This is a genomic window from Streptomyces sp. NPDC094032 (assembly GCF_040303965.1).
Classification (GTDB): Bacteria; Actinomycetota; Actinomycetes; order Streptomycetales; family Streptomycetaceae; genus Streptomyces.
In genome coordinates this window covers 95,786-116,894 of the sequence record NZ_JBEOUE010000005.1, presented here as the reverse complement: position 1 = coordinate 116,894, position 21,109 = coordinate 95,786, and the positions used below count along the sequence as shown (strand labels likewise).

The 21,109-nt window shown below is 72.6% G+C and carries 19 protein-coding genes; 9 read left to right on the top strand and 10 right to left on the bottom strand.

All coding sequences use genetic code 11. The features are described from left to right. Nucleotides 1-214: 214 nt before the first annotated feature. Entirely contained in the window at nucleotides 215-1,402 is a 1,188-nt protein-coding gene (gene nadA, locus ABTZ54_RS10130) for a quinolinate synthase NadA (protein WP_351659464.1), read from the top strand. Between the two features lie 75 nt (nucleotides 1,403-1,477). Here the strand turns inward: nadA and ABTZ54_RS10125 are convergent, their stop codons facing one another. From ABTZ54_RS10125 to ABTZ54_RS10105, 5 genes are all read right to left on the bottom strand, one after another. Continuing rightward, on the bottom strand, nucleotides 1,478-4,600 hold the full coding sequence (locus ABTZ54_RS10125) for an efflux RND transporter permease subunit (protein ID WP_351659461.1): 3,123 nt from the start codon (nucleotides 4,598-4,600) through the stop codon (nucleotides 1,478-1,480). A gap of 179 nt (nucleotides 4,601-4,779) precedes the next feature. Further along, nucleotides 4,780-5,469 (bottom strand): response regulator, encoded by a 690-nt coding sequence (locus ABTZ54_RS10120; protein WP_351659458.1) that lies wholly within the window; start codon nucleotides 5,467-5,469, stop codon nucleotides 4,780-4,782. Next, on the bottom strand, nucleotides 5,466-6,713 hold the full coding sequence (locus ABTZ54_RS10115) for a sensor histidine kinase (protein ID WP_351659455.1): 1,248 nt from the start codon (nucleotides 6,711-6,713) through the stop codon (nucleotides 5,466-5,468). The genes ABTZ54_RS10120 and ABTZ54_RS10115 overlap by 4 nt, the downstream gene beginning before the upstream one ends. Before the next feature lie 63 nt (nucleotides 6,714-6,776). Then, entirely contained in the window at nucleotides 6,777-7,055 is a 279-nt protein-coding gene (gene pspAA / locus ABTZ54_RS10110; protein WP_351659452.1) for a PspA-associated protein PspAA, read from the bottom strand. 27 nt (nucleotides 7,056-7,082) lie between these two features. After that, nucleotides 7,083-7,877: a PspA/IM30 family protein gene (locus tag ABTZ54_RS10105; protein ID WP_351659449.1), complete on the bottom strand. Its 795-nt coding sequence runs from the start codon at nucleotides 7,875-7,877 to the stop codon at nucleotides 7,083-7,085. Nucleotides 7,878-8,126: 249 nt separating this feature from the next. Between ABTZ54_RS10105 and ABTZ54_RS10100 the strand changes: the two genes are divergently transcribed. Continuing rightward, entirely contained in the window at nucleotides 8,127-8,729 is a 603-nt protein-coding gene (locus ABTZ54_RS10100) for a DUF3043 domain-containing protein (RefSeq protein ID WP_351659447.1), read from the top strand. 44 nt (nucleotides 8,730-8,773) lie between these two features. After that, nucleotides 8,774-9,520: a class I SAM-dependent methyltransferase gene (locus ABTZ54_RS10095; RefSeq protein ID WP_351659444.1), complete on the top strand. Its 747-nt coding sequence runs from the start codon at nucleotides 8,774-8,776 to the stop codon at nucleotides 9,518-9,520. 55 nt (nucleotides 9,521-9,575) lie between these two features. Here the strand turns inward: ABTZ54_RS10095 and ABTZ54_RS10090 are convergent, their stop codons facing one another. After that, nucleotides 9,576-9,782 carry a hypothetical protein gene (locus ABTZ54_RS10090; protein ID WP_132915666.1) on the bottom strand — a complete coding sequence of 69 codons (207 nt, stop codon included), beginning with the start codon at nucleotides 9,780-9,782 and terminating at the stop codon, nucleotides 9,576-9,578. Nucleotides 9,783-9,862: 80 nt separating this feature from the next. On the opposite strand from ABTZ54_RS10090, the gene ABTZ54_RS10085 reads away from it, so the two are divergent. The 4 genes from ABTZ54_RS10085 to ABTZ54_RS10070 all read left to right on the top strand — a co-directional run bounded on the left by ABTZ54_RS10085 (nucleotide 9,863) and on the right by ABTZ54_RS10070 (nucleotide 14,822). Beyond that, nucleotides 9,863-11,065, top strand: coding sequence for a bifunctional adenosylcobinamide kinase/adenosylcobinamide-phosphate guanylyltransferase (locus ABTZ54_RS10085; protein WP_351659441.1), 1,203 nt, complete (start codon nucleotides 9,863-9,865; stop codon nucleotides 11,063-11,065). A gap of 112 nt (nucleotides 11,066-11,177) precedes the next feature. Continuing rightward, on the top strand, nucleotides 11,178-12,239 hold the full coding sequence (gene cobT / locus ABTZ54_RS10080; RefSeq protein WP_351659438.1) for a nicotinate-nucleotide--dimethylbenzimidazole phosphoribosyltransferase: 1,062 nt from the start codon (nucleotides 11,178-11,180) through the stop codon (nucleotides 12,237-12,239). 97 nt (nucleotides 12,240-12,336) lie between these two features. Further along, entirely contained in the window at nucleotides 12,337-14,097 is a 1,761-nt protein-coding gene (locus ABTZ54_RS10075) for a phosphatidylglycerol lysyltransferase domain-containing protein (protein WP_351659435.1), read from the top strand. Continuing rightward, complete coding sequence (locus tag ABTZ54_RS10070; protein ID WP_351659432.1) at nucleotides 14,094-14,822, top strand: hypothetical protein; 729 nt, start codon at nucleotides 14,094-14,096, stop codon at nucleotides 14,820-14,822. Before ABTZ54_RS10075 ends, ABTZ54_RS10070 begins: the two co-directional genes overlap by 4 nt. Here the strand turns inward: ABTZ54_RS10070 and ABTZ54_RS10065 are convergent. Then, nucleotides 14,762-15,526 carry a hypothetical protein gene (locus tag ABTZ54_RS10065; RefSeq protein WP_351659429.1) on the bottom strand — a complete coding sequence of 255 codons (765 nt, stop codon included), beginning with the start codon at nucleotides 15,524-15,526 and terminating at the stop codon, nucleotides 14,762-14,764. The genes ABTZ54_RS10070 and ABTZ54_RS10065 overlap by 61 nt on opposite strands. 88 nt (nucleotides 15,527-15,614) lie before the next feature. On the opposite strand from ABTZ54_RS10065, the gene cobS reads away from it, so the two are divergent. Both cobS and ABTZ54_RS10055 read left to right on the top strand, forming a co-directional pair. Then, nucleotides 15,615-16,379, top strand: a complete 765-nt coding sequence (gene cobS / locus ABTZ54_RS10060; protein WP_351659426.1) for an adenosylcobinamide-GDP ribazoletransferase — start codon at nucleotides 15,615-15,617, stop codon at nucleotides 16,377-16,379. Nucleotides 16,380-16,459: 80 nt separating this feature from the next. Next, nucleotides 16,460-18,385, top strand: a complete 1,926-nt coding sequence (locus ABTZ54_RS10055; RefSeq protein WP_351659423.1) for a hypothetical protein — start codon at nucleotides 16,460-16,462, stop codon at nucleotides 18,383-18,385. 14 nt (nucleotides 18,386-18,399) lie between these two features. Here the strand turns inward: ABTZ54_RS10055 and ABTZ54_RS10050 are convergent, their stop codons facing one another. From ABTZ54_RS10050 to ABTZ54_RS10040, 3 genes are read right to left on the bottom strand one after another with little or no spacing between them, the layout of a single operon-like run. Beyond that, nucleotides 18,400-19,206 carry an endo alpha-1,4 polygalactosaminidase gene (locus ABTZ54_RS10050; RefSeq protein WP_351659420.1) on the bottom strand — a complete coding sequence of 269 codons (807 nt, stop codon included), beginning with the start codon at nucleotides 19,204-19,206 and terminating at the stop codon, nucleotides 18,400-18,402. After that, nucleotides 19,203-19,820, bottom strand: coding sequence for a spherulation-specific family 4 protein (locus ABTZ54_RS10045; RefSeq protein ID WP_351659417.1), 618 nt, complete (start codon nucleotides 19,818-19,820; stop codon nucleotides 19,203-19,205). Before ABTZ54_RS10045 ends, ABTZ54_RS10050 begins: the two co-directional genes overlap by 4 nt. A gap of 13 nt (nucleotides 19,821-19,833) precedes the next feature. After that, nucleotides 19,834-21,096, bottom strand: a complete 1,263-nt coding sequence (locus tag ABTZ54_RS10040; RefSeq protein ID WP_351659414.1) for a hypothetical protein — start codon at nucleotides 21,094-21,096, stop codon at nucleotides 19,834-19,836. Nucleotides 21,097-21,109 lie beyond the last annotated feature (13 nt).

Below are 21,109 nucleotides of genomic sequence, written 5' to 3'. Positions count from 1 at the left end.
CGGGACCGCGGATTCATTCCGGGCCGGGCGCGTCTTTCCCTTTCATGCTCGCACACCCGGCGTGGAAGGCGGGAGCGGTGGGCGCCGGGGGGACGGGACGGCGAATTCGTCACATCGACACTATGGCCATCGTCAAAGTGACGTGAACCGGTTATGATAGATAGCGTCATTTAGACGAAAAGGCTTTTCGAGGCTCACCGTAGAAGTAGAAAGGGTGCGTGACGTGACCACCGCCCAGCCCCTGGACGTCCAGCCGACGCCGCTCGCCCTGCTGCTCCTCGGCCGCGAGGCCGACCCGAAGAGCGAGCGCGGCGTGGAGTGCCCCGGCGACCTGCCGTCGCCCTCCGACCCCGACCTGGTGGAGCGTGCCCGCGCCGCCAAGGAGAAGCTGGGGGACAAGGTCTTCGTCCTCGGGCACCACTACCAGCGGGACGAGGTCATCCAGTTCGCCGACGTCACCGGTGACTCCTTCAAGCTGGCCCGTGACGCCGCCGCCAAGCCGGAGGCCGAGTACATCGTCTTCTGCGGTGTGCACTTCATGGCCGAGTCGGCCGACATCCTGACCGGGGACGACCAGAAGGTCGTGCTGCCCGACCTGGCCGCCGGCTGCTCGATGGCCGACATGGCCACCGCCGAGCAGGTCGCGGAGTGCTGGGACGTGCTGACCGAGGCCGGCATCGCCGAGCAGGTCGTGCCCGTCTCGTACATGAACTCCTCCGCCGACATCAAGGCCTTCACCGGCAAGCACGGCGGCACCATCTGCACCTCCTCCAACGCGAAGAAGGCCCTGGACTGGGCCTTCGAGCAGGGCGAGAAGGTGCTGTTCCTGCCGGACCAGCACCTGGGCCGCAACACCGCCGTGCGCGACATGGGCATGTCCCTGGACGACTGCGTGCTCTACAACCCGCACAAGCCCAACGGCGGCCTGACCGCCGAGGAGCTGCGGAACGCGAAGATGATCCTGTGGCGCGGCCACTGCTCCGTGCACGGGCGCTTCTCGCTGGACTCGGTCAACGACGTGCGCGAGCGCGTGCCGGGCGTCAACGTCCTGGTCCACCCGGAGTGCAAGCACGAGGTCGTCGCCGCCGCGGACTACGTGGGCTCGACCGAGTACATCATCAACACCCTGGAGGCGGCCCCGGCCGGTTCCAAGTGGGCGATCGGCACCGAGCTGAACCTGGTGCGCCGCCTGGCGAACCGGTTCGCCGACCAGGACAAGGAGATCGTCTTCCTCGACAAGACGGTCTGCTTCTGCTCGACCATGAACCGGATCGACCTGCCGCACCTGGTGTGGACCCTGGAGTCGCTGGCCGAGGGCACCCTGGTCAACCAGATCCAGGTCGACCAGGAGACCGAGTCCTTCGCCAAGCTGGCGCTTGAGCGGATGCTGGCGCTGCCGTAACGATTCACCCGGTACGGAGTACGGAACAGGGGCGCCCCGCAGGCTGCGGGGCGCCCCTCGTTCATGCCGTACGGGTCAGACGCCCGCCGGCTCCTTCGCCTGCGGCGGGACCGACGCGCCGCCGTCGGCCGCCTTCTCCCGCTTCGCCGCCTTCTTCTTCGCGCGGCGCTCCTTGCGGAGCTCCACCATCGCGTAGAGGGTCGGCACGAGCAGCAGGGTGAGCAGCGTCGAGCTGATCAGGCCGCCGATGACGACCACGGCCAGCGGCTGGGCGATGAAGCCGCCCTGGCCGGTGACGCCGAGGGCCATCGGGAGCAGGGCGAAGATCGTCGCCAGGGCGGTCATCAGGATCGGGCGGAGCCGGTGCCGGCCGCCCTCGACCACCGCTTCGACGACGCCCAGGCCCTGGGCCCGGTACTGGTTGATCAGGTCGATCAGGACGATCGCGTTGGTGACCACGATGCCGATCAGCATCAGCATGCCGATGAGCGCGGGCACGCCCATCGCGGTGCCGGTGGCCACCAGCAGGCCGAGCGCGCCGGTCGCCGCGAACGGGATGGAGACCAGCAGGATCAGCGGCTGGATCAGCGAGCGGAAGGTCGCGACCAGCAGCATGAAGACGATCGCGATGGCGGCGAGCATCGCCAGGAACAGGTTGACGAAGGCGTCGGACTGGTCCTCGGAGACACCGCCGATGGTCGCGGTCGCGCCCGCCGGCAGCTTCAGCTCCTTGAGCTTGGTCTGGAGCGCGGCGCTGACCGCGCCGGTGTTGTCACCGGCCGGGGTGGCGGTGATCGTCGCCGCGCGAGCGCCGTCGATCCGGGTCTTGGAGACCGGTCCCGCCACCAGCTCGACGGTGGCGATGTCACCCAGCTTCACCGGGCCCAGCGGCAGCGCCTTCAGCTCGGCGAGCGTGGTGGCCGGGTGGGCCGAGGTGATGAGGACGTCCCGCTCGGTGTCGTCGAGGATCGCCTTGCCGGACGGGGTGCCGTGCACGGCCTGCCCGACGATCATGCCGAGGGTGGTGGCGTCGAAGCCCGCGTCGGCGGCCTTCGCGTTCGGCCGGACCGAGATCCGCGGGACCGACTGCGACAGGTCGCTCTGCACGTCCGTGACGTCGTCGATCTGCCCGACCGCGGTCTTCACCTGGTCGGCGGCGGCCTTGAGGACCTGCGGGTCGGCGGCCTTGACCACGACGCTCAGGTTCTGGCTGCCGAAGGCCGCGCCCGCGGAGATGGTGGTGTCGCCGATGTCCTTCAGCTTCGCGAGCTCGGCCTCGACGCTGTCGTGGATCCGCTCGTACGAGGCGGAGTCCTCCAGGGCGACCTGGTAGGTGGCCTGGTTGGCACCGGTGCCGCCGCCGAAGGCCGCCATGAAGCCGGAGGAGCCGACGGTGACCTGGTAGTCCTTGACGCCCTTCGTACCGGCGAGGACCTTCTCGACCTTCTTGGCGGCCTCGTCGGCGGCCGTCAGGCTGGTGCCGGGCGCCAGCTCCTGACGTACGGTCATGACCTCCTGCTCGCCCTGGTCGAAGAAGTTGGTCTTCAGGAGCGGGGTCATGCCGAAGGTGACCACGAGCACCACGAGGGCGATGGCCACGCTGGTGAGACGGCGCCGGGTGGCGAACCGCAGCACCGGCACGTAAAGCCGCTGGAGCCGGCTCCTGTTCTCCTTCTCCTCGGCGAGCCGCCGCGCCTCGTCCTGGTCCTCCGAGGTGCCCTTGGGGGCGCGCAGGAACCAGTACGAGAGCACCGGGACGACGGTGAGGGAGACCAGCAGCGAGGCGAGCAGGGCCGCCGTGACGGTCAGCGAGAAGGAGCCGAAGAGCTGCCCGATCATGCCGCCGACCAGGCCGATCGGCAGGAAGACCGCGACCGTGGTGAGGGTGGAGGAGGTGACGGCGCCGGCCACCTCGCGGACCGCGGTGAGGATCGCGGTCTCGCGCTCCTCGCCGTACCCGAGGTGCCGCTTGATGTTCTCCAGGACCACGATCGAGTCGTCGACGACCCGGCCGATGGCGATGGTGAGCGCGCCGAGCGTGAGCATGTTCAGGGAGAGGTCGCGGGTCCACAGCACGATCAGGGCGAGGACGACCGAGAGCGGGATGGAGACCGCGGTGACCAGGGTGGAGCGGATCGAGGCGAGGAAGACCAGGATCACCAGGACGGCCATGACCAGGCCGAGCATGCCCTCCGTGGTGAGGCCGGAGATCGACTTGGCGACGGCCGGGCCCTGGTCGGAGACGACGGTCAGCTCGGCGCCGGAGCCGAGGTCCTGACGCAGCTTCGGCAGCTTGTCCTTGACCGCGTCGGAGATGCCGACGGCGCTGCCGTCCTTGTCCATGGTGGCGTACACGGCGAGGCTGGGCTTGCCGTTGGTACGGGTGAGGGAGACCCGCGGGGACTCCTCCTGCTTCACGGTGGCCACGTCGCCGAGGCGGACGGCCCTGCCCTGCTCGGGCTTGATCCGCAGGTCCTGGATCTGCTCCAGGGAGGTGAAGCCGCCGCCGACCTGGACGGTGCGGCTCTTGCCGTCCTCGGAGAAGGCACCGGCCGGGAGGGTGGCGCCGCCGTTGCGGACGGCCTCGGCCAGCTTCATGGTGTTCAGGCCGGCCGCGGCCAGCTTGCGCGGGTCGGGGGTGATGGAGACCTGGAGGTCCTGGACGCCCGAGACGGTGACCTGGCCGACGCCGTCGATGCCTTCGAGGGCGGGGACGACGGTCCGCTCCAGCTGGTCGGCGAGCGCCTGCGGGTCCTTGTCCGAGGAGACCGCGAGGACCACGGTCGGCATGTCGTCCGTGGAGCCCGCGACGACCTGCGGGTCGACCGAGTCGGGGAGCTGGGCGCGGGCCCGGTTCACGGCCTGCTGGACGTCGGCGACCAGCTGCTTGGTCGACTCGTCGCCGTAGTCGAAGCTGGCCATGATGACGGCGCTGCCCTCGGAGGCGGTCGAGGTGACGCCCTTGATGCCGTCGACGGCCTTGAGGGCGTTCTCGATCGGCTCGACGACCTGCTTCTCGACCACGTCGGGCGAGGCGCCCTGGTAGGGGGCGAGGACCGAGACCATCGGGAACTCGATCGACGGGAACAGCTGCTGCTTCAGCTGCGGGATCGCTATCGCTCCGAAGACGATCGCGACGATGGACATCAGCCCGATCAGGGCCCGTTGCGCGAGGCTGAATCTGGACAGCCAGGACATGCGGTCTCACTTCCGGTGGCGTGCTCGGCAGGCGTCCGGTCACCCCCCGAGGAGTGCCGTCCGGGCACCCCAGGGGTGCCCGCCTACACCATCAGCCATGGGGCGGGGCAGATCCTCGCCCCCCGGGCCCAATTCCTTATGCCGCGCATACCGCGTCTGGAGTACGCCGGACCCCGGGCTCACTCCACCCTTGGACGTACGAGCCCCGACTCGTAGGCCGTGACCACCAGCTGGGCGCGGTCGCGGGCGCCCAGCTTGCCCATGGTCCGGTTCACATGGGTCTTGACGGTGAGCGGGCTGACGTCGAGCCGCTCGGCGATCTCGTCGTTGGAGTGCCCGCCCGCGACGAGCACCAGGACCTCGCGCTCGCGGGCGGTCAGCGCCCCGAGCCGTTCGGAGTACGCGGGCCCCGTCCCGTCCGCCGGGTCCGAACCGCCGCCCTGCGCGAGGAACTTGGCGATCAGGCCCTTGGTCGCCACCGGGGACAGCAGGGCCTCGCCGGCGGCCGCGATCCGGATGGCGCCCAGCAGCTCCTCCGGTTCGGCGCCCTTGCCCAGGAAGCCGGAGGCCCCGGCGCGCAGCGACTGCACCACGTACTCGTCCACCTCGAAGGTGGTCAGCATGACGATCCGTACGGCGGCGAGATCCGGGTCCGCGGTGATCATGCGGGTGGCGGCGAGGCCGTCGGTCCCCGGCATCCGGATGTCCATGAGGACCACGTCGGCCCGCTCCGAGCGGGCCAGGGCCACCGCCTCGGCCCCGTCGGCGGCCTCGGCGACGACCTCCATGTCCGGCTCGGAGTTCACCAGGACCTTGAAGGCGCTGCGCAGCAGTGCCTGGTCGTCGGCGAGCAGCACGCGAATGGTCACGCTTCCTCCCCCTCGCCGATGTCATCGGCGTTCACGGGCAGTATCGCCTGCACCCGGAAGCCGCCCCCGTACCGGGGCGCGGCGGTGAGCGAGCCGCCGAGCGCGGTCACCCGCTCCCGCATGCCGAGCAGCCCGTGACCGCCCCCGTCGGCGTCTTCGGTGTCCTCGGCGGGTGGCGGCATCGGGGGGCCGTCGTCCAGGACGGTGATCTCCACGGTGCGGCCGACCCGGACGACGCTCACCTCGGCCCGGGCGTCGGCGCCCGCGTGCTTGCGCACGTTGGTCAGCGCCTCCTGGACGATCCGGTACGCGGCGAGGTCGACGGCGGCCGGCAGGGCGGTGCCGCCGTCGGTGCGGGCCAGCTCCACGGGCAGCCCGGCGTTGCGGAAGGTGGCCAGCAGGTCGTCCAGGACCGCGAGCCCCGCCACCGGCTCGGTGGGGGCCTCCGGGTCGCCCGACTGGCGCAGCAGTCCGACCGTGGCGCGCAGCTCGTCGAGGGCCGAGCGGCTGGCCGCGCGGACGTGCCCGAGGGCCTCCTTGGCCTGGTCGGGGCGCTTGTCCATGACGTGCGCGGCGACTCCGGCCTGCACGTTGACCAGGGCGATGTGGTGGGCGACGACGTCGTGGAGGTCGCGGGCGATCCGCAGCCGCTCCTCGGCGACCCGGCGGCGGGCCTCCTCCTCGCGGGTGCGTTCGGCCCGCTCGGCCCGCTCGCGGATGGCGTCGACGAAGGCGCGGCGGCTGCGCACCGCGTCCCCCGCGGCGGCGGCCATCCCGGTCCAGGCGAAGACGCCCAGGTTCTCCTGCGCGTACCAGGGGGTGGGTCCGAAGAACATGGCGGCGGCGGTCAGCACGCCCATGGTGGCGAGCCCGAGCCGCCAGGTGGTGGGCCGGTCGGTGCGCGAGGCGACGGTGTAGAGGGCGACGACGGCGCTCATGGTGACCGGCGCGGGCCGCGCGTCGCCGACCAGCTCGATGAGGGCGAAGCCCGCGGTGACGATCAGCACCGGGATGGGCCGGCGGCGCCGGAGGACCAGGGCGGTGGCGCCGAGCAGCATCAGCACGACGCCCTCGGTGGTGGGCGCGCGGGTGCCGAAGGTGGGCCCGTCGGGGCCGTGCGGGTCGGTGAAGGAGCTGATGACCATCGCCACGAGCACCAGGAAGGCGAGGCCCGCGTCGAAGGCGAGGGGGTGGGTCCGCTGCCGGTCCCGGGCCCGGGCGAGGAGGGTGCCGTCGGTCGTCACAGCGGGAAACGGTACGGCGCCGCCGGGCCGGGGCGGGCGCCCCGGCCCGGTCACGGGCACCGGTCAGCCCGGGATCAGGCCGTCGTCGGACAGCATCTCGCGCACCTCATCGAGGCTCGCGTCGGCGGCCGGGAGGATCAGCTCCGACGGTTCGAGCGCGTCGTCGGGCAGCGGCTCGCCGAGCCGCCGTACGGCGTCCAGGAGGGCGTCGAGGGTCCGGCGGAAGCCCGCCTCGTCCCCCGACTCCATCTCTTCGAGGAGCTCGTCGTCCAGCTTGTTGAGCTCGATGAAATGACTGTCGGCCAGCTTCCACTGGCCCTCCCCCATGATCCGTACGATCATGACGTGCCGTCCTCCTGACGGGGGCCGCTACTTCTCGAACCGCGGGTGGGACTGCTGCTGCGACTGGTCCTGCGGGGTGGCGCCGCCGCCCTCGATGGCCTGCTGCTGCGCGGACGGGCCACCGGCCAGCTCCGCCTTCATCCGCTGGAGCTCCAGCTCGACGTCCGTACCGCCGGACAGCCGGTCGAGCTCCGCCTGGATGTCGTCCTTGCCCAGGCCCGACTGGTCGTCGAGCGCGCCCGAGGCGAGCAGCTCGTCGATCGCGCCGGCCCGCGCCTGGAGCTGGGCGGTCTTGTCCTCGGCCCGCTGGATCGCGAGGCCGACGTCGCTCATCTCCTCCGAGATGCCGGAGAAGGACTCGGCGATCCGGGTCTGCGCCTGGGCCGCCGTGTAGGTCGCCTTGATCGTCTCCTTCTTGGTGCGGAAGGCGTCGACCTTGGCCTGGAGGCGCTGCGCCGCGAGGGTGAGCTTCTCCTCCTCGCCCTGCAGCGTCTGGTGCTGCACCTCCAGGTCGCTGACCTGCTGCTGGAGCGCGGCGCGCCGGGACAGCGCCTCGCGCGCCAGGTCCTCGCGGCCCAGCGCCAGCGCCTTGCGGCCCTGGTCCTCCAGCTTGGCGGACTGGCCCTGCAGCTGGTTCAGCTGCAGTTCGAGCCGCTTGCGGGACGTCGCCACGTCGGCGACGCCGCGGCGCACCTTCTGGAGCAGCTCCAGCTGCTTCTGGTACGAGTAATCGAGGGTCTCGCGCGGATCCTCGGCCCGGTCGAGGGCCTTGTTTGCCTTCGCGCGGAAGATCATCCCCATACGCTTCATGACACCGCTCATGGGCTTCGCGCGCCCCCTTCTGACGGACTGGGCTCCAGCTCTCCAACAGAAACCACAGTACGGTTCCTGACTCCATTACCGCACTGTTCGGGACCCGATGTGCTCCTCCCCAAGGACGACTGACGATCACGCGTCCTCCCGCCCAGGGAGTAGAGGAACCCCGGTGTCCCCCGCTAGGGACGCGGGCCGTTAGCGGATCGTTCCCGCCGACGCTGGGGTCCATGCGTGGCACCACGTACCCTTGGCCTTGTGTTCCGAAGCCGTTCGAAGGATGAGAAGGCCCCCACCGAGAAGGTGACGGCGGACCTCTCCAAGCAGCCCCGCGACCCCGAGGCCCCCAAGGGCCGCCCGACCCCGAAGCGGAGTGATGCCCAGTCCCAGCGCCGTCGCGCGCAGTCCGCGCCGCTGGACCGCAAGGAAGCCGCCAAGCGTCAGCGCGAGGCGCGCCGCACCGACATGGTCAAGCAGCGCGAGGCGCTGGCCAGCGGTGACGAGCGCTATCTGCCCGCCCGCGACAAGGGTCCGGTGCGCCGCTTCGTGCGTGACTTCGTCGACTCGCGCTTCGCGGTCGCCGAGTTCTTCCTGCCGATGGCCGTGGTGATCCTCGTGCTGTCGCTGTTCGGCAGCAAGGCGCCCCAGCTCCAGACCATCTCGCTGGTCCTCTGGGCCGGTGTGATCGTGATGATCGTCATCGACTCGATCGGCATCGTGTTCCGCCTGCGCAAGCAGCTGAACGAGCGCTTCCCGAACGAGTCGAAGCGCGGCGCCGTCGCGTACGGCCTGATGCGCACGCTCCAGATGCGCCGGCTGCGGCTGCCGAAGCCGCAGGTCAAGCGCGGAGAGCGGCCCTGAGCGGGGACGGCTCCGGGCTGCCCGTCGTCGCCCACTGGCCGGTCGTGCCCGGCGGACTGCGTGACACCGTCCGCCAGGAGCTGATCGCGCGCCAGCTCGACGAGCAGATAGCCGCCCGCTACCCGGTGGGGCAGCGGCTGCGGATCCTGGACGCGGGGATGGGGCAGGGCACCCAGGCCCTGCGCCTGGCCCGGGCCGGACACACCGTGACCGGCCTGGAGGCCGACCCCGAGCTGCTGAAGGCCGCCCGCGACTCGCTGGCGACCGAACCGGCCGGCATCCGCGAGCGGGTCCGGCTGATCGAGGGCGAGGGACGCGACACCGGGGTGCACTTCCTGCCCGGCAGCTTCGACGTCGTCCTCTGCCACGGTGTGCTGATGTACGCCGACGAGCCCGACGCGCTGCTCGCGGGTCTGGCCCGGATGCTGGCCCCCGGCGGCCTGCTCTCCCTGGTGGTCCCCAACGCGGAGGCGCTGGCCATGCGGCCGGGCCTGGCCGGGGACTGGACGGGCGCGCTCGACGGCTTCGAGTCGGACGTGTACACCGACCGCAACGGCACCAAGGTGCGGGCCGACCGGCTCGACGCGCTGACCGCGACCCTCGCCGGGATCGCGGCGCCGCTGCACGCCTGGTACGGCGTGCGGGTCTTCACCGACAGCGTTCCCGGCGACGAGGGCCTGCCGGCCGCGGACGAGCTGGAGCGCCTGCTCACGGTCGAGGACCGGGCCTCGCGCACCGAGCCGTACCGGCGGATCGCGGGACTGCTGCACCTCTGCGGCGTACGGGGCTGAGTCACCCCGGGTTCTTCGGGGTGCGGGCCGCGGGCCCGCACCCCGTTCGTCTTCTCTAGCCCTCGGCGTCGAGCGCCATCGGGCCGTAGATCTTCGTCCCGTCCTCGGACAGCGTCACCTGGTCCGCGCCGCCGTCGAGCAGGTCGCGCCAGTTCTCACCGATCCAGGATTCCGCGTCGCCCTGCGTGGGGAACTCCTCGGGGGTCACCGCCGGTGCGACCTCGGTGCCGTCGGACTTCTCGAACCGCCACGTCCATGCCATGTCAGCCTCCGGATGATCGGTTTCCTGCCCGCAGCGTAGCCGGGCGAGCACCGCTTGCGGTGACGCGGGAGGATCTGAGGGTGGAACTGACTCTGCTCGGCACCGGCGCACCCCTCGGACTCCCCCGCCCGGACTGCCCCTGCGCGGTGTGCGCGCTGTCCCGGGGGGCGCGTGCGCGGGCGGCCACCTCGCTGCTCGTGGACGGGGCGCTGCTGCTCGACCTGACGCCCGGGGCCGCGCTGGCCGCGGCCCGCTCGGGGCACTCGCTGGTCGGGGTGCGGCAGGTGCTGCTGACGCATCCGCACGACGGTCCCGCCGTGGAGCTGCCGCCGGGGCTGCCCTCGGCGGGGCGGGTGCCGGACGGGCGGGAGCTGACGCTGATCAGCGGACACCGGGTGCGGGCGGTGCCGATCGACGCGCCGGGCACGGGGTACGAGGTGACCTCGGCGGAGGGCGAGCGGCTGCTCTACCTGCCGCCGGGCGGCGCGGTGGCCGGGCTGCCGGACGACCACCGTCCGCCGTACGACATGGTGGTCGGGGACGTGACGGGCCGGCCGGACGGTCTTGCCCGGCTGCGGGCGGTCGGGGCGGTCGGGCCCGGCACGGACGTGATCGCCGCGCACCTGGACCACGACGCGCCCACCGGGGCCGAGCTGGACCGGCGGCTCGCGGCGGCCGGGGCGCGGGCGGTGCCGGACGGGACGACGCTGTACGTGGGCGAGTACCACGCCGTGCCGGACGTGCCGCGGCGGACGCTGGTGACGGGCGGGGCCAGGTCGGGCAAGTCGGTGGAGGCCGAGCGGCGCCTTGAGGCCTTCCCCGAGGTGCTGTACGTGGCGACCGGCGGGACCCGCGAGGGCGACCCGGACTGGGCGGAGCGGGTGGGGCTGCACCGGGAGCGGCGGCCGGGCTCCTGGCGTACGGCCGAGACCACCGATCTCGTCCCCCTGCTCGCGGGGGAAGGACCGGCGCTGCTGGTCGACTGTCTGTCGCTGTGGCTGACGGACGCCATGGACCGGGTCGGGGCGTGGGACGACGAGCGCTGGGCGGCCGGCGGCCGGGAGGCCCTCGCGGAGCGGGTCGCGGAGCTGGTGGCGGCGGTGCGGGCGACGCCCCGCACGGTCGTGGCGGTGACGAACGAGGTGGGTTCGGGCGTGGTCCCCGCGACGGCGTCGGGCCGCCGCTTCCGCGACGAGCTGGGCCGCCTGAACGCGGCCTTCGCCGACGAGTGCGAGCAGGTGCTGCTGGTGGTCGCGGGGCAGGCGCTGGTGCTGCGGGGGTAGGGCGGGGCGGGTCCGGCGGGACCTTGGGGACGGCGTTCGGGGGCCCCGGGTAGGGTTCGAACGTCCTACGACCATGGCCACGAACGATTGACGTCCCTAGGCGGAACGAACCTTGAACCTCGACGACTTCTCCGATCTGATCGAGCGCCCCGACGGGGGGATCCGGCGTGACGCCGAGGAGCGCAGGGAGCGGCTGAGCGTCCGCCCCGGCGCGCTCGGGCGGCTCGACGAGCTGGGCGAGTGGCTGTCGGCGGCGCAGGGCGCGGTCCCGCCGCGGCCGGTGGAGCAGCCGAAGGTGGTGCTCTTCGCGGGCGACCACGGTGTGGCCTCGCTGGATGTGTCCGGGCGGGCCGCGGGCGGCGGGTACGCGCTGGTGCGCGCCGTGCTCGACGGGGCCAGCCCGGTGGCGGTGCTCGCGCGGGCCCAGGGGGTCCCGGTGCGGGTGGTGGACGCGGGTCTGGACTGCGACCCGGAGCTGCTGCCGGCGGAGGTGACCCGGCGCCGGGTGCGGCGCGGCACGGGCCGGATCGACGTCGAGAACGCGCTGACCCTCGACGAGACCCGCACGGCGCTCGAACTGGGCATCGCGATCGCCGACGAGGAGGCCGACTCGGGCACCGATCTGGTGGTGCTCGGGGATCTGAGCGTGGGCGGCACGACGCCCGCCTCGACGCTGATCGCCGCGCTGTGCGGGACGGACGCCTCCGTGGTGACCGGCCGGGGCGGCGCCGGGATCGACGACCTGGCGTGGATGCGCAAGTGCGCGGCGGTCCGGGACGCGCTGCGCCGGGCCCGTCCGGTCCTGGGCGACCAGCTGGAGCTGCTCGCGGCGGTCGGCGGGCCGGACCTGGCGGCGACGGTCGGCTTCCTGCTCCAGGCCTCGGTGCGGCGCCTGCCGGTGATCCTGGACGGTGTGGTGGGCGCGGCCTGTGCGCTGGTGGCGCAGCGGGCGGCGTTCCGGGCGCCGGACTGGTGGCTGGCGGGCCAGGTGAGCGGGGAGCCGGCGCAGGCGAAGGCGCTGGACCGGATGTCGCTCAACCCGCTGCTCGATCACGGCGTCACTGTGGGCGAGGGAACCGGGGCGTTGCTCGCGCTCCCCCTCGTCCGGGCCGCCGCCGCGCTGGCCGCGGAGCTGCCGGAGGTGACCACTCCGGTGGCGGACGAGGTGGACTGAGCGGGATCACGGGTCCGGATGCGGACGTTCCGCCACGTGCGGACGGTCGCATCCGGCGCCCAGCCATGCACAGTGATGCCCCATATGATCGCTTTTCATGGGAGAGGTCCGTTTGTCCACCGAAGAAGCGCCCCGGACCACGGTCCGTTCGCGGCGCGCCGCCGCGTTCGCCGTCTGGTATCTGCGGGCCGTCACGTTCATCAATTTCCTGAGCGCCGTGTGGGTCTCGTTCGGCCAGGACCTGCGCCGGCACAACGAGGACAACTACTTCACCCCGTACATGCTCACCGCCGGTTTCGCCTCCGGTGTCTTCACCCTCTTCCTGGCGATCACCATGCGCCGCCGCAAGCGGGCCGCGTGGATCCTCAACCTCGTCCTCGCCGGGCTCTTCCTGCTGCTCTTCCTGCTGGTGATGATCTTCCCGGAGATCCGCCAGCACCCCCAGAACTGGATCTCGCTGGTTCTGACCACCGCCTTCTTCGTCTCCCTGCTGCTGGGCCGCAAGGAGTTCTACGCGAAGGGCGACCGCTCCAACCCGCTGCTCGCCGCCGCGGTGGCGGTCGGCGGACTGCTCGTCACCTCGCTGCTCGCCGCGGTCCTGGTGACCGCCACCAACACCGCCGCCGGCCACTCCACCTTCCTGGAGCGCTGGAAGTACGGCGTGATGCGGCTGATCACGCTGGCCTCCGACGACAGCGCGTACGCCTCGATCACCACCCCGGGCTGGGTGGACGTGGTCATCAACATCATGTCGACGCTGCTGCTCTTCGCCGTGCTGTTCGCCGCCTTCCGCGCCCGGCGGGCCGTCGACCCGCTGACCGAGGAGGACGAGGACCGGCTGCGGGCGCTGCTCGACAAGCAGGGCGACCGGGACTCGCTCGGCTACTTCGCGCTGCGCCGCGAGAAGAGCGTCATCTGGTCGCCCAGCGAGAAGGCCGCCATCGCCTACCGGGTGGTCGGCGGGGTCTCCCTCGCCTCCGGCGACCCGATCGGCGACCCGGAGGCCTGGCCCGGGGCCATCGAGCCCTGGCTGGCCGAGGCCCGCGAGCACGGCTGGATCCCGGCCGTGATGGGCGCGAGCGAGGAGGCCGGCACCATCTACGGCCGGCACGGCCTGGACGCCCTGGAGCTGGGCGACGAGGCGATCGTGGAGACCGACGAGTTCACCCTCGACGGGCGGGCCATGCGCACCGTCCGGCAGGCCTTCAACCGGGTCAAGCGGGCCGGGTACGAGGTCCGCATCCGGCGCCACGAGGACATCCCCGCCGACGAGATGGACGAGCTGCTCCGCAAGGCCGACGACTGGCGCGACGGGGCCACCGAGCGCGGCTTCTCGATGGCGCTCGGACGGCTTGGCGACCCCCGGGACGGCCGGTGCGTGATGCTGGAGTGCTCGGACGAGTCGGGCGAGCTGCGGGCCCTGCTGTCCTTCGTGCCCTGGGGGCCGAAGGGCCTCTCGCTGGACCTGATGCGCCGGGACCGGGACTCCGAGAACGGCCTGATGGAGTTCATGGTCATCGAGTTGCTCCAGCGGGCGAAGGAGATCGGGATCACTCAGGTCTCGCTCAACTTCGCGATGTTCCGATCCGTCTTCGAACGTGGCTCGAAGCTGGGGGCGGGACCCGTGCTGCGCATGTGGCGCTCGCTGCTCAGTTTCTTCTCCCGCTGGTGGCAGATCGAGTCGCTGTACCGCGCCAACGCCAAGTACCGACCGATCTGGGAGCCCCGTTTCATGCTCTTCGAGAAGAGCGCCGACCTGCTGCGCATCGGCCTCGCGGCCGGGCGCGCCGAGGGCTTCCTGGAAGCCCCCGGACTGCCGAAGTGGCTGCACCGCAAGCATCTGGAGGGACGGCGTTGAGAAACGCTTCGGGGGCGCGCGGGGCACTGAGGAGCTTCGCCATACGGGAGTGGGGGCCGCTGTACGCGACCGTGCGGGCGGCGCTCGTCGCCCGCGGGTGGCGGGCGATCCCCATGACCCTGGCGGCGGTCTGCCTCACCTCCGTCTTCCAGATCGTGCAGAACCAGGACTGGGGCTACCAGCCGGTGCAGGACATCGGCTCGGTCCGGGCCGAGGACCCGCTGGTCCTGGCCCTGCTGCGGACCCCGCTCTCGCTCTTCGTACCGGCGCTCGACCTGCCGGTGTGGGGCGCGCTCGCCCAGATCCTGCTGGTCTTCGGCATCGCCGAGATCTGCCTGGGCCGGTGGCGGACGCTGGTCGTCGCGTACGCGGCGACGCTGGCCGGCACGCTGTACGCCCGGCTCGCCATCGCGCTCGGGCCCGACAGCCCGTTCGGCCTGCCCGCCTCCGACGCGCAGGTGGTGGACACCGGCCCGTCGGCGGCGGTGGTCGGCCTCGCCGTGTACGTGTGCTGGCGCTACCGGGCCCGGTGGACCGGGACGCTGGTGGTCGTGGCGATGGTGGTCGAGGTGCTGATCAAGAACAACCTGGCCGGCAAGGAGCACATCGCCGCCATCGCCGCGGTGCTCGCGGTCATCGCCTTCCAGCGGTGGCGGGAGCGGGGTCAGCGCGGTGCGGAGCCCCGCCCGGGGACGCGCTCCTGGAAGCCGCCGATCAGGTCCTGAGCCCTGCGGCGGACCCGGGTCCAGCGCTTGTCGTGCCGGTAGGCGCGGACCCAGGAGCGGGCCCTGGCCCGGTGCCGTCGGGCGTAGAGGCGGCGGGACCACCAGGAGCCGGGGCGGGCGAGACGGACGGCGCCGACGATCGCGACGAACGGCACGAGGGTGCCGAGCACGGCCATCCGGAACTTCCCCTTCACCAGGGTGGTCAGGACGAAGAGGAAGTTCACCGCGAGGGTCAGGATGAACCCGGCCCGGTCCTGGCGTTCACTCGCCGTCATGTCGTTGACGCCGAGCGGGGAGAAGCCCGCCAGGGTGAGCAGCACGAGGGCCGCGGTCAGGACCACGACCTCGACGCTCTTGCGGCCGTCCTCCGACCAGTAGACGTCGTCGAGATGCAGGATCAGCGCGAACTCGTCCAGGACGAGCCCCGCGCCGATCCCGAAGACCACGGCGAAGACGGCCGCCCCGATCCCCTCCCGGCCGCTGGCCACCGCGCCGAACCCGCCGAGGACGGTGAGCACCACGCCCGGCACCACGTGGTGGATGTGCAGCCCGCCCGAGGAGACGTTGCGGAACGGGCCCTTGCCGGCCCGGATGAGCCGGGTCACCGTACGGGTGACCAGGAAGGTCAGCACGAAGGAGGTCAGGGCGAGGAACAGCGGGAGTTTCCCGGGTTCGACGATGTTGCGCGAGAACCAGTGACCCATGCCACCCCTCTGCCGATCATTCTGTTTCGATCACTTTCGTGCCATATGGCCAATTTAGCCTTCTGGCCGGGGCACTAACCTTCCGCGGATGGACGGCCTGCGTTTCGCCTTCGGCACCCTCACCGTGCTCCCCGCCCGCATCACCCGCTGGGACCGCGACGCGGCCCGCGCCGGGATGCTCTGCGCCCCGGTCGCGGGCCTCGTCGTCGGCCTGTGCGCGGCCGCGGTCGGAGGGGTGTTCCTGCTGCTCGGCTCGAGCCCGCTGCTCGCCGCCGTCCTCACCGTCGGCGTCCCCGCGCTGATGACCCGCGGCCTCCACCTCGACGGGCTCGCCGACACCGCCGACGGACTCGGCAGCGCCAAGCCCGCCGAGGACGCGCTGCGCATCATGAAGCAGTCCGACATCGGCCCCTTCGGCGTGCTCGCCATCCTCTTCGCGCTGCTCGCCCAGGTCGCCGCGCTCTACGAGCTGTACGCCGAGGGCTGGGCCCACGGCATCGTCGGCGCCGTCCTCGCCGCCACCGTCGCCCGCCTCGCCCTCACCCACGCCTCCCGCCACGGCGTGCCGGCCGCCCGCCCCGAAGGCCTCGGCGCGATCGTCGCCGCCACCGTCCCGTACCGCTCCGCCGTCCTGACGACCTGTCTGGTGCTCGTCCTGTGCGCGGCGGCCGGCGCGCTCCTCTCCCCGTACGACGCCCTCCGCCTCCCCCTCGCCGCCCTCGCCGCCCTCGGCGTCGCCGAACTGCTGCTGCGGCGGTGCGTACGGCGCTTCGGCGGGGTGACCGGGGACGTGTTCGGCGCGGTCGAGGAGACGGCGGCGACGGTGGCGCTGGTGGCGCTCACCTTGGGGTGAACCCCGGGGCGCGTCGGCACGGACCGGCACCGCCCCGGGTAGGGATCCAGCCTCGCTGGAGCTCGCCGAGAGGGGCACCCGTGTTTCCCGGACCCGTACGCGTCTTCGTCCCCCGGTTCACCTGGCGCACACCCAGCCCCGACGCCCCGGCCACCGTGGTCTGGGGAGACGCGTTCTTCGACGCGCTGTGCGGGCGGCCCGACGGCTGGAGCCTGCGCGACTACTGGGCGCGCTCCACCTTCGGGCTGCTCGACCTCCAGTTCACGCTCTCCCCGCAATGGCTTGTGCTCGACCGCGACCAGTCGGCGCTGCGCGACGACCGGCACGGCATGGTCGTCGCCTGCCGCGAGGCGACCGAGGCGGCGGGGCAGTCGCTCTCCGGCTTCGACCATGTCGCCTGCTTCCTCAACCCGCCGCCGTGCAACGCGGGCGCCGACGGCGGCGGGGACCTCGCGCTCGACCAGGGCGGGGGTCTGGAGTTCTTCCAGCACGAGGTCGGCCATCTGCTCGGCTTCGAGCACGCCTGGGGGTACGGCGGCGCCTACGCCGATCCGTACTGCGTGATGGGCTGGACCGGGACCAACAGCCACGCCATCGACCGGCCCGCCGAGTTCGCCGACGTGGTGACCGTCCCCGACTTCTGGCGCAGCGGGCGCAGGGCCGCCGCCGCGTCGCTGTACCGGCTGTTCGTCCGCCGCGAGTTCGGCGGCAGCGGCGCGTACACCTCCGGGAGCGGCGCGGCGGGCGCCTTCGACCGGCGTGTGGTCCACTCCCGGTTCGGCACCGACGCCACGGTGGCGGCGCTCACCCGGGCCGGCGAGAGCCCGGTGCTCGCGGTGGCGAACCTCGACGGCGGCGGCGTCCTCACCGTCGAGTACCGGCTCCCCGTCGGGGACGACGCCGGTATCGGCGACCCGGCGGTGGTCGTGCACACCATCGGCGCGCGGTCGATCGGGCCGGGGCACCACGAGGTAGATCCGCCCTGGTTCGAGACCTCCTTCCCGCCGGCCGTCGGCCTGGGCGCCACGATCGCGTTCGGCGGCACCGGCTACCGGGTCCAGGTCGTCGAGCGGCAGGACGAGGGCGTGCCCGGCGTCCGCGTGAGCCTCATCGGCTCCTTCCCCGTCCCCGACTACCCGCACCAGCAGCCGGGCTGGCGCTGGTGCGCCAAGTGCCAGGGGATCGCCTTCGCCTTCGGCACCAAGGTGGGCGAGTGCCCGGTCGGCGGCACCCACGACCACGGCCCGAGCTGGCCGTACAGCCTCCTCCACGAGTTCCCCGCGCCGGCGGTGCAGGCGGGCTGGCGGTGGTGCGCGAAGTGCCAGAGCCTCGCCTTCGCGGGCGGCTCCCCGGGGCCGTGCCAGGCCGGTGGCAGCCATGACCACACCGGCAGCGGTGAGTACCACATGCTGCACGGGGTCGAGCCGATGGCCGGTGAGTACGGGTGGCGGTGGTGCGCCAAGTGCCAGGTGCTCGCTAGCGGGATCGGCACGCCCGGGCCCTGCGCGGCCGGGGGGCGCCACGACCACGCGTCCAGCGGCAACTACAGCATGCAGCACGACGTGACCCTGCCGACCGCGCAGTCCGGCTGGCGCGAGTGCGGGGCGTGCCGGGCGCTCGTGTTCGGCGACGGGTCGCCCGGTCCTTGCCCGGGTGGCGGGGCACATCAGCCGTCCACTCTGCGCAACTACCAGATGCTGCATGAGCTTCGGGGGCTGACCAGCCAGGACGACTGGCGGTGGTGCCGCAACTGCCAGGGGCTCGTCTTCGGTGGCGGGCCCGCCGCGGCCTGCCCCACGGGGGGTGTCCACGATCTGTCGGCCAGTGGGAACTACACCCTGCTGCACGGGGTGCAGATCTCCCAGGCGGACTGGAAGTGGTGTGCCAAGTGCCAGGGGCTGGCCTATGGCGGGGGCGAGGCCGGGCGGTGTCCTGCGGGTGGGGTGCATGACCATGCCGCGAGTGGGAACTACAGCATGCTGCCGGAGCCGCCTCAGGTGTGGTGACTCCGTCTTCTCGTTCAGCAGGTCTGGCGCCAGGCTCCCAGTTCGTACTTCTTGAGGAGTGAGCTCAGGCCCAGGCGGCTTGTCTTCGGGCAGAACTCCGATGTCTGTTGCTCGTATTCGGCGTGGAACACCGCCTTGCCCGCCTTCACGAAGGGGGTCAGCAGGTCGCACTCGTCGTACTGCGCGCACTGCTCGTTGACCGCGAAGTCGAAGTCCGGCAGGAGTTGGGGGATCTGGTCCAGGTCGTTCTTCAGGCCCACCGCCAGGCCTCGGTCGTGGGCCATGCGGGCGATCAGGCGGTTGTACGCGAGTTGGTCGGCTGGTGTGAGGGGGAAGCCTGTTTCGTTTTTGTAGGCGTCCATGTTGTCCGGTTCCACCGCGTCGAAGCCCTTCGCCCGGCACATGTCCAGGCGGGTCGCCATCAGGGGGGCCAGGACGTCCGTGCGGCGGATGTCCAGCCAGCGTTCGCCCTTCCAGCCGTTGCCCTTGCCCAGGACCGACCTGGGGAACTTCGCCGCGTCCGGGCGGAAGTCCTCCCAGGCGCCGGTGGACAGGTAGCAGATGACCTTGCGGCCGCGGCGGTGCAGGTCCGCCACCGTGGCCGCCGGGTGGTCGAAGCCGTCGATGTCGTAGACCTGGGCGTCCACGGACTTGTCCAGGGGGCCGCTCAGTTGCCATTGCCAGGGGGTGCCGGGGGGTGGGTGCCAGCGGGTGGAGGGTGGGGAGGGTGGGGGTTTCGGAGTGTCCGGGGCCGGGGGCGGGGGTGCCGTGCAGCCTGCCAGGAGGATCAGCAGGGCCAGTGCCTGAAGCAGGCGTCTCATCGGGCGGGCTCCAACGTGTGCGGGAGGGTGCCCCACGGGTGCGCGCCCGTGCCGGGGACCGCGCAGTGCACCGGGGTCGTGGGGCGGACGTCGGCCGGGGCCGCGTACACCAGGTGGCAGTAGTGGTCCGCCACCGGCAGGTCCAGGTCGCGGTACGTGTCCCACGGGCCCTCGAAGGTCACGAGGAGGTCGGCCAGGGCCTCGTAGCCGGGGGCAGGGTGGGCACCGTGGTTCAGGACCAGGGTGCGGACGCCTGCCGCCCGCGCCGACACCGCCAGGCGGCGGTAGTGCGGCAGCGCGGTCGGATCCGTCGGCACCTGGTCCAGGAACGCGCCGTCCGCCCGGTACCAGTCGCGGTGCCGCAGCAGGTCCGCGACGACCTCGGCGTGCGGGCGGCGGCCGTAGTCGGTGTCCGCGTAGCCGAGGACCCGGACGCCGGCCGTCCGCAGCCGGGCCGCCAGCTCCGCGAAGGCCGGGTCCGCCGCCTGGCCCGCGCCGCTCGCCGGGTTCAGGACCACGCCGTAGAGGGCCGGGGCCGCCGCCACCACCGCGGCCCAGTCCTCGGGGCGGTCGGCCGGGTGCTCGTAGAAGGGGATCAGGAGGGAGGGGGGCATGTCCGGTCCGTTCCTAGAAGCGGTGGGTGGTCGGGCGGGCCAGCAGGACGCCGGTGAGCACGCACAGCACCGCCGCCGCCGCGCCCGCCGCCACCGGGGCCGCCGCCGGCGGCATCAGCGTCTGCGCGCCCGCCGCCAGCAGGCAGACCGCCGCCGCGCTCGACACCCCGCCGAAGGCCTGCAACAGGAGGCCCAGCCACAGCACCGCGCCCACCAGGAGCAGCGAGCCGATCCGCCCGGGGGCGAGGGCCGCCGTGCCCGGCCACAGCGCGGCGGCGGTGAGGGTCAGGGCGGCCAGCACCCCGAGGTACGCGCCCAGGGAGCGGGCGAGCATGCCGGTGACGGCGCGGCGGAACTCGTACGCCGTCGTCAGGAGGCGCAGACGGGTCAGGCTCGCGCCTCTGAAGCGGTGCAGCAGCCACTCGGCCGGGCCCATGGAAAGGGTCAGCGCGACGACCGCGTCCGCTCCCGCGTACAGCACGAGCAGTCCGCTGCCCAGGCCGAACAGGCCGTACGGGAGGGAGGCCGCGAACGGTGGTCCGCCCCTGGTCCTGGGGGGCTGCTCCCCCGGCTCCGGGCGCAGGGCTCGGGCGGCCACGCAGGTCGTCGCCGTGAGCGAGGCGAGCAGCAGGGCGATCCGGAACGGCTCGGGGAGGTCGTAGCGGAAGGCCGGGACGGCTCCGGCGAGTGGCAGCAGCGCGCAGAGCAGGGCGCGTTCGCGGCCCAGGACCAGGAGGACGGTCGCGGCGGCCAGGTACAGGGCCTGGCCCGCGCCGAACAGGACCGCCGGGGTCTCGCCCGGGGCCGCCGCGGCTACGGCTACGGCCGCGCCCGCCGCCGCGCCCGCCGGGGCGCCGGTGAGCAGCGCTCGGGTGGCGGCTCGGCGGTCGCCCAGGCCCAGCCAGGTGTACGCGCGGTGGGACAGGGCCTGGTTCCACACCCAGCCGGTGACCGCCCCCGCGAACAGCGGAACCGTGCCGGGCGGCAAACCGTATCTGCCCGGTCCGGTGGCCAGCAGCGGTGCGCCCAGCACGTAGGCGAGGCCGGGCAGGGCGAAGACCAGGCCGCGGAGCAGGCAGCCGGCCAGGCCGGTGTGCCAGGGGGTGGGCTGGGGGGGCTCGGGGGCCGGGTGGCGGCGGTCGGTCCGCTCGTAGAGGGCCTCGGCCAGGGCGAAGGAGTCCTGGCGGCCGTAGGTGAGGCGGATGTGGGTGTCGGTCATGCCGTCGGATTCCAGGATCGCGGCTATCTCGTCCGGGTGGACTGCCGCTGCCGTCAAGTCGTCCAGGCGG

Bases quoted from the DNA above. Each gene is read 5' to 3' on its own strand.
- pspAA (WP_351659452.1), bottom strand. From the start codon at position 7,055: ATGATCGTACGGATCATGGGGGAGGGCCAGTGGAAGCTGGCCGACAGT.
- ABTZ54_RS10125 (WP_351659461.1), bottom strand. From the start codon at position 4,600: ATGTCCTGGCTGTCCAGATTCAGCCTCGCGCAACGGGCCCTGATCGGG.
- ABTZ54_RS10090 (WP_132915666.1), bottom strand. From the start codon at position 9,782: ATGGCATGGACGTGGCGGTTCGAGAAGTCCGACGGCACCGAGGTCGCA.
- ABTZ54_RS10075 (WP_351659435.1), top strand. From the start codon at position 12,337: ATGGGAGAGGTCCGTTTGTCCACCGAAGAAGCGCCCCGGACCACGGTC.
- ABTZ54_RS10045 (WP_351659417.1), bottom strand. From the start codon at position 19,820: ATGCCCCCCTCCCTCCTGATCCCCTTCTACGAGCACCCGGCCGACCGC.
- ABTZ54_RS10105 (WP_351659449.1), bottom strand. From the start codon at position 7,877: ATGAGCGGTGTCATGAAGCGTATGGGGATGATCTTCCGCGCGAAGGCA.
- ABTZ54_RS10050 (WP_351659420.1), bottom strand. From the start codon at position 19,206: ATGAGACGCCTGCTTCAGGCACTGGCCCTGCTGATCCTCCTGGCAGGC.
- ABTZ54_RS10065 (WP_351659429.1), bottom strand. From the start codon at position 15,526: ATGGGTCACTGGTTCTCGCGCAACATCGTCGAACCCGGGAAACTCCCG.
- cobS (WP_351659426.1), top strand. From the start codon at position 15,615: ATGGACGGCCTGCGTTTCGCCTTCGGCACCCTCACCGTGCTCCCCGCC.